This is a genomic window from Agrococcus sp. HG114, from assembly GCF_024723325.1.
Lineage (GTDB): Bacteria > Actinomycetota > Actinomycetes > Actinomycetales > Microbacteriaceae > Agrococcus.
Genome location: NZ_JANQCH010000129.1, coordinates 1 through 6,588, shown reverse-complemented (window position 1 = coordinate 6,588; position 6,588 = coordinate 1). Strand labels below are relative to the sequence as shown.

The window sequence follows — 6,588 nt, the reverse complement described above, 5'->3', positions numbered from 1 at the left end:
GCGCCGCACGCCGAGCAGGTCGCGGTATCGCCGCGGGAGGCTCGCGACCGCCGCCGCGAACAGCACCCGGTAGCCGAGCGCCGCCGCGCCCCGCATGGGCGGCCGGCGGAGGAACGCGACGACCTCGCGCACCCGCGCGTCGCCGCGCAGCTCGCCCCGCTCGAGGTAGCCGTCGAGCTGCTCGCGCAGCTGCGCCTCGGTCTCGGGCGGCGCCGCGACGCCCATGAGCCTGCCGGCGATCGCCCACTCGCGCACGTACGCGTCCGCGCCGCCCGGGATCCGGTCCCGGCGACGTCCCCGGCCCCAGATCCGCTGGTTCGTGAGGAAGGCGTCCGTGAACGCGAGGTGGACCCATGCCGCGAGCCCCGGGTCGTCCGCGCGGTACGGGCTCGGGGCGCCGCTCCCGTCGACGTAGGAGCCCTGCACGCGCGCGTGCAGCCGCGCGACGCGCGCGGTCTCCCGGCGCGCCTGGGCGGTCGAGCCGTAGGTCACGCAGATCACCCAGCGGACCGTGCCGGCGAGGCGGCCGAGCGGGTCGCTGCGGTAGGCGGACCAGTCGTGGACGCCCGCCATCGGGCCGGGGTGCAGGGCCTGCAGCAGGAGCGCCCGGATGCCGGCGATGAGCGTCGCCATGCTCGCGTGCACCGTCCAGGCGGCGCCGTGCTCGGGGAACAGCCCGGCGTCGTCGCCCTCGGCGAGGTCGCGCACCCACGCCGGCGCACCGTCGGGCTCGCCCGTGAGCGCGGTCAGCAGCCGCGCGCGGAGCGCCGCCCCGGGGGCCTGCGCGCCGTTCAGCCCGTCACCTCGAGCTCGACGCGCATGGTGCCCGAGTGCGGATCGCACACGATCGTGTATGTGCCGGGCTCGAGCGACACCTCGACGGTCGACTCGTCGCTGCCGCGGACCTCGGTGGCCTCGTCGACCCCGCCGGGTCCGGAGATGCGGATGTTGTGGATGTCGGAGCGGTCGGAGAAGGTGAGCGAGTAGTCGCCCGCCGGCAGGGTCGTCACCGGGCTGCCGGAGGCGTCGAGCAGCGCGATGGCGTAGGCGTCGGGATCGTCCGCGGTGCCCACCATGCCGGTGAGCTCGGTCGATCCGGCGGAGTCGGGCGACGAGCCCGGCGCGGTCGGCAGGGGAGCGGTGCTCGCCGCGGGGGCTGCGGATCCGTCCGCCGCAGGCGGTGCCGATCCGCCCGTGCAGCCGACGAGGTTCGCCGCCGCGAGCAGCGCGAGGGCGGCGACGGCAGCGGTGGGGGAGCGATGCACGATGGCCTCCGGGGCGGGTGCGACGGCAGGTGTGGCGCTGAGCGTAGACCTGCTCGGCCATCGGTGCCAGCGCTCGGGCGCGGCGACCCGGTCGAAGTCGATGCGGTCGCGCGATCGCGCCTTGCCGCGAGCGCGGATCGGAGCAGGATGGAGTCGACCGGCGCGCGGGGCGCGGGGGAGATGAGCGGGGCCGTGCGCAGCGATGCGGGGCAGTCGGGCTTCCACCGCCCGGCCGTGCGCGTGCCGCTCGCGCTCATCGAGGGCTTCGTCGCGCTCACGGCCTTCGCGGGCGGGGCGGCGCTCGTCGTGGGGAGCCTCGAACCGAGCCGTCTACTTCGCCGCCGGGGTCGCGGAGCTCGGCCTCGTGCTGCTCGGGCTGGGCGTGCTGCGTCCGATCACGTCCCGTCGCGCTGGAGCGTCGAGAGCGGGCCGGTGATCGGCTCTCCGGACACGCGCACGGTGCGGTGGGTGTCGACCGCGACGACGAGCGCGAGGATCATGAGCGCGAGCCCGACCGAGGCGAGCACGTCGGTGAGCCAGTGGTAGCCGAGGTAGAGCCGGCTGAACACCTGGGCGACGATGCCGAACGCCGCGATGGCGAGCAGCCCGACGCGGACGCCGAGCTGGCGGTCGCGGGAGCCGACGAGGTACGCGGTGATGAGCAGGAAGTCGGATGCGCCGAGCACGTGCCCCGAGGGGAACGAGAACGTGTGGTCCGCGCCGAGCACCATGAGATCGAGGGGAGGCCTGGGGTGCTGCACGAGCGGCGCGATCGCGAGCGCGAGCGCCACACCGAGCGCCATGCCGCACGCGAGCACGAGCGGGCGCCAGGCATGGGTCGCGAACAGCAGCCACGCGGCGGTGACGACCGCGACGATGACCGGCATGGCGACCGGTCCGAACACGAAGGCGAGCACGGTCATCGTCACCGTCTCGGCGTCGTCCCGCGCCGCGACGAACCAGCGCATGACCGGCTCGTCGAGCAGCGCGACCCCGGAGCCGGTGAGCACCGAGATGAGCATCGTGCCGAAGATCGCGGCGCCGACGAGCGCGAGCGCGATCGCGAACGCGTAGAGCGCCCGGCGCTCGCGGCGCTCGACGTAGCGCTCCTCGACGACGAACTTGCGGCGCCACCAGGCGGCCTCGAACGGCTTGAGGTCGGAGGCGCGCGTGGTCACCGCCACAGCGTAGAGCCCGATGGTCGTGGGACGCCGCAGGGGAGCCCGACCACCGCGGTGCGCTCGCGTTTTCGGACATAATGTGCACTATCGGCGGTCGAGGTCGACGCCGGACGGGGTGGCCGACCGGCCGCCTCAGCGCTGCGCGAGCGCTCCGAGCCGATCGCCGGTGACGCGCTGCGTCGTCCACTCGTCGAGGGGCTCCGCGCCGATCGCGCGGTAGAAGCCGATCGCCGGCTCGTTCCAGTCGAGCACCGTCCACTCAAGGCGCCGGTAGCCGCGCTCGACGCACTCGGCTGCGAGCGCCGCGATGAGCGCAGCGCCGTAGCCGCGGCCGCGCTCCGCGTCGTCGACGTACAGGTCCTCGAGCCAGATCCCGTGCGTCCCGGTCCACGTCGAGTACGTGAGGAACCAGATCGCGATGCCCACGATCGCGCCGTCGCGCTCGACGACGTGCGCGAACACCTTCGGGTCGTCGCCGAAGAGCATCGCCGTGAGCATCCCCTCGGTGTTCTCCACCGCATCCGGTTCGCGCTCGTAGACCGCGAGCGCCTGGATGAGCGCGAGGATGCCCGGCTCGTCGCCGGGTCGGGCCGGGCGCAGCTGCGCGCCGCCGGGAAGGCTGCGGGAGGTCACCGTCGGAGCCTATGCCCCGTGCTGCGCGCCGGCCGCGTCGTCGTGCTCGTCGACGTGCTCGACCGCAGCCACCATGCGCTCGAGGAAGCCAGCGACCGCCGAGGTCTGCTCGTCGTCCATCCCGTCGATGACGTCGATCATCCTGCGGTGCATCGCGCCCAGCGTCGCCCGCACCTCGCTGTCGGTGTCGGTCGTCGGCACGACGATCGTGGCCCGCCGGTCGTCCGGGTGCGGCTCGCGGCGCACGTGCCCGCTCCTGACGAGCCGGTCGACGAGCGCCGTCACCGACGGGGACGCGAGCCCGAGCGCGGACGCGAGGTCGCGCTGCCGCAGCACCTCGCCGCGCCGCTCCGCCTGCAGCAGCAGGCGCAGCGCGAGCAGGTCCGTCTCGCCCATGCCCATCGACGACCGGGTGCGGGCGCGCATCGCCGCCTCCGCGGCGCGGTACCGCCGGAGCAGGTTGAGCACGTCGACGCTCGTGGGCCTGCGGTGCTCGGGGTACCAGTACCCGGAGCTCCTGCGCCCGCCCTGCTCGACCTGCGTCATCCGCCCCTCCCCGGCTTCGCCAACGATCCGGGCACCACTCTACCGTTCGAGCGTGATACATTTCGATCGTCGAACTAATGATCGCGACGAAGGAGCAGGACATGACCGACACGCTGGCCCGTCCCGCACCCGGCGCGCTCGACCCGGAGCACCCGAGCGCGACCCGCTCGATGCCTGCTCCCGCCCCCATCGCGTGGGCGTCCCCGGGCGCCGGACTCTGGGTCGCGAGCCGCTCCGGCCGCGAGGGCACGACGTTCCTCGGCTTCGTCGAGGAGACGCTCGGCGAGTTCGTCGCGGTCGACGGGGGGGTCGCACCCCTGGCCCGCTCGGGCGCCCCCGGCGCGGGCCGGGCGCCGTCCGCGAGCGGGCGGCCCCCCCCCGCCATGACGACCGGCCCGATCCCGTGGGTCGAGGCAGGGGCGCGCGTGGTCGCCCCGTCGCGCCTGCGGTTCGGCTGATCCGGCGCAGGGACGTCAGCGAGCGGCGGCGACGCTCCCCCGCACTCGAGCGGCCCGCGCGGCCGTCGCCGCGCGCAGCGCGGCGGTCAGCGCTCCGACGCGCGCCCGACGAGCGAGCGGAGCACGAGGAACACGACGACGGCGACGACCGCGACGATCGCGAGCTTCCCGATGAACCACAGCAGGCTGAAGACGACGTCGACGAGGATCCACGCGACGATGACGGCGAGGATCGCGCAGACGACTGCCCAAGCGGTGCGGCTCATGCTCCGAGGCTAGACGACGCGGGCCCCGGCGAGCGCGCCGAGCAGGTCGGCGGCGAGGTCGTCGATGTGCTCGATCCCGACCGAGAGCCGGATGAGCCCCTCCGGGATCGTCGGCGCCTCGGTCGCCCAGCGACGGCGCCGCTCGAGCGTCGACTCGACGCCGCCGAGGCTCGTCGCCGGGATCCAGAGCCGCACGCGCTCGACCACCCGGTCGGCGGCCGCGGCGTCCTCGAGCACGAGCGCGAGCACGGTGCCGAAGCCGGGGTCGCGCACCTCCACCACGCCGGGCGCCGCCCGGAGCCGCACGGCGAGCTCGCGCGCGTTCGCCGACGCGCGCTCGAGCCGCACCGCGAGCGTGCGCAGCCCGCGCACCGCGAGGAACGCCTCCATGGGGCCGGGGATGGCCCCGTGCATGCCGCGGTGGTGGCGGATGCGCTCCGCGAGCTCCGGGGCGTCCGTCACGACGGCGCCGAGCACGACGTCGCTGTGGCCCGCGATGAGCTTCGTGACCGAGTGGACGACGACGTCGGCGCCCTGGCCGAGCGGGCGCTGGAGCAGCGGTGTCGCGAAGGTGCTGTCGACGACGCTCAGCGCGCCGGCCGCGCGTGCCGATGCGGCGAGCCGCTCGATGTCGGCGACCTCGAGGGCGGGGTTCGTCGGCGACTCGATCCACACCATCGCCGCGCCGGGCATCGCGGCCTCGACCGCGTCGGCGTCGGCGATGTCGACCCGGCGCACCTCGAGCCGCCCCGCCGCCGCCTCGCCGTCGAGCAGGGCGAGCGTGTGCTGGTAGGCGTGCTGCGGCACGACGATGGCGCTCCCCGGCTCGACGAGCGCGACCACCGCGCTCACGGCCGCCATGCCGCTCGCGAACGAGACGCACTCGCCGCCCTCGAGCGCGCCGAGCGCGTCCTCGAGCGCCGTCCACGACGGGTTGCCGTAGCGCGCGTACTCGAGGTCGCCGCCCGCGACGAACGCGCTCGCGAACGTCACGGGCTCGTTGAGCGGTCCCGAGGGGACGTGCGGGGGCCGGCCCGCGCTCACGACGACGGTCTCGGGGCGCAAGCGCTGCTCTGGCATGCCGCAATCCTGCCATCGCCGCGACGCCCGCTCGCGCAGGCGCCGTGTCGGCGGCGACCGCTAGCGTTCGGTGCGTGGGGACGATCCGCACCATCGGCCGCGATGAGGCGCGCCGCATCGCGGTGCGCGCGCAGCTCCTCGACGCCGACCGGGCGTTCGTCGACGGCTCGGACGCGCTCGCCGACGTCGTCGCACAGCTCACGCTGCTGCCGCTCAACCCGACCGACATCGTGTGCCCGTCCGCCGAGCACATCGCCCGCACGCGCATCCCCGGGCTCGCGCCGGACGACGTGCGTCGGGCGGTCGAGGTCGAGCAGTCGCTCGTCGAGCACCTCGGCCCGCACCGCCACCCGATGGAGGCGTGGGCGATCGGCCTGCGCGCGATGCGGGACCTGCCGTGGCTCACCGCGATCGGCCGCGACCCGGAGGCGGTCGGCGCGGGGTCGCGCGCGTGGCTCGACGCGAACCGCGGCTTCCGGGAGCGCGTGCTCGAGCAGCTCAGGCTCGACGGCCCCCTCCCCCAGGACGAGATCGCCGACACCGCCGACGTCCCGTTCCGCTCGAGCGGCTGGAACACCGGTCGCGACGTCGCCATGATGCTCGAGCTGCTGCAGGTCCGGTGCGAGGTCGCCGTGTCCGAGCGGCTCGGGCAGCAGCGGGTGTGGGACCTCGCGGAGCGCGTGCTGCCGCCCGTGGAGCCGAGCGCCCTCGCGGATGCGCAGGCGACGTGGCGGCGCCGATGGCTGCGCTCGCTCGGCGTCGCGCGCGCGACGCACCTCGGCGACGAGGGCGAGCCGGTGCGGATCGACGGCGCGGGCGGCCTCTGGCGGCTCGACCCGGGCGCGACGGCGGAGGGGTTCGCGGGCCGCGTCGCGCTGCTGTCGCCCCTCGACCGGCTCATCGCCGACCGGCGGCGCATGCGCGAGCTGTGGGGCTTCGAGTACGCGCTCGAGCAGTACACGCCGGCCGCGAGGCGTCGCTGGGGCGTGCACGCGCTGCCGGTCCTCGACGGCGAGCGGCTCGTCGGCAAGGTCGACGCGTGCAGCGACCGCGACGCGGGCGCGCTCCGCGTCGCGCGCATCCACTGGGACGCCGCCCCGGACGCGCGGCTGCGGCGCGCGGTGCGCGACGAGCTGGAGTCGTTCGCGGCGTTCCTCGG

General features: G+C 75.4%; 9 protein-coding genes. 2 read left to right on the top strand and 7 right to left on the bottom strand.

The window, feature by feature from the left end:
* From NWP09_RS10920 to NWP09_RS10900, 5 genes are all read right to left on the bottom strand, one after another.
* Positions 1-843: oxygenase MpaB family protein (locus NWP09_RS10920; protein WP_258275543.1), on the bottom strand; the 843-nt coding region annotated here is incomplete at its 3' end.
* Positions 792-1,265 carry a hypothetical protein gene (locus tag NWP09_RS10915; protein WP_258275542.1) on the bottom strand — a complete coding sequence of 158 codons (474 nt, stop codon included), beginning with the start codon at positions 1,263-1,265 and terminating at the stop codon, positions 792-794. The genes NWP09_RS10920 and NWP09_RS10915, both read right to left, overlap by 52 nt.
* 395 nt (positions 1,266-1,660) lie before the next feature.
* Positions 1,661-2,443 carry a phosphatase PAP2 family protein gene (locus NWP09_RS10910; RefSeq protein ID WP_258275541.1) on the bottom strand — a complete coding sequence of 261 codons (783 nt, stop codon included), beginning with the start codon at positions 2,441-2,443 and terminating at the stop codon, positions 1,661-1,663.
* Between the two features lie 135 nt (positions 2,444-2,578).
* The gene (locus NWP09_RS10905) at positions 2,579-3,079 is read right to left on the bottom strand and encodes a GNAT family N-acetyltransferase (protein ID WP_258275540.1); all 501 of its coding nucleotides are present in this window, start codon (positions 3,077-3,079) and stop codon (positions 2,579-2,581) included.
* 9 nt (positions 3,080-3,088) lie between these two features.
* Positions 3,089-3,625 carry a MarR family winged helix-turn-helix transcriptional regulator gene (locus tag NWP09_RS10900; protein ID WP_258275539.1) on the bottom strand — a complete coding sequence of 179 codons (537 nt, stop codon included), beginning with the start codon at positions 3,623-3,625 and terminating at the stop codon, positions 3,089-3,091.
* A gap of 101 nt (positions 3,626-3,726) precedes the next feature.
* Between NWP09_RS10900 and NWP09_RS10895 the strand changes: the two genes are divergently transcribed.
* The gene (locus NWP09_RS10895) at positions 3,727-4,083 is read left to right on the top strand and encodes a hypothetical protein (RefSeq protein WP_258275538.1); all 357 of its coding nucleotides are present in this window, start codon (positions 3,727-3,729) and stop codon (positions 4,081-4,083) included.
* An 86-nt stretch (positions 4,084-4,169) separates the two neighbouring features.
* Here the strand turns inward: NWP09_RS10895 and NWP09_RS10890 are convergent, their stop codons facing one another.
* Together NWP09_RS10890 and NWP09_RS10885 are read right to left on the bottom strand one after the other, a co-directional pair.
* Positions 4,170-4,349, bottom strand: coding sequence for a hypothetical protein (locus NWP09_RS10890; protein WP_258275537.1), 180 nt, complete (start codon positions 4,347-4,349; stop codon positions 4,170-4,172).
* Between the two features lie 9 nt (positions 4,350-4,358).
* Positions 4,359-5,429: a PLP-dependent aspartate aminotransferase family protein gene (locus NWP09_RS10885; RefSeq protein WP_258275536.1), complete on the bottom strand. Its 1,071-nt coding sequence runs from the start codon at positions 5,427-5,429 to the stop codon at positions 4,359-4,361.
* 74 nt (positions 5,430-5,503) lie between these two features.
* Here NWP09_RS10885 and NWP09_RS10880 point away from each other — a divergent pair.
* The coding region (locus tag NWP09_RS10880; protein WP_258275535.1) for a crosslink repair DNA glycosylase YcaQ family protein at positions 5,504-6,588 on the top strand (1,085 nt) is incomplete at its 3' end.

What these genes read in the sequence shown, in the direction of transcription:
- NWP09_RS10900 (WP_258275539.1), bottom strand. Translation starts at nt 3,625, where the DNA reads ATGACGCAGGTCGAGCAGGGCGGGCGCAGGAGCTCCGGGTACTGGTAC.
- NWP09_RS10890 (WP_258275537.1), bottom strand. Translation starts at nt 4,349, where the DNA reads ATGAGCCGCACCGCTTGGGCAGTCGTCTGCGCGATCCTCGCCGTCATC.
- NWP09_RS10895 (WP_258275538.1), top strand. Translation starts at nt 3,727, where the DNA reads ATGACCGACACGCTGGCCCGTCCCGCACCCGGCGCGCTCGACCCGGAG.
- NWP09_RS10885 (WP_258275536.1), bottom strand. Translation starts at nt 5,429, where the DNA reads ATGCCAGAGCAGCGCTTGCGCCCCGAGACCGTCGTCGTGAGCGCGGGC.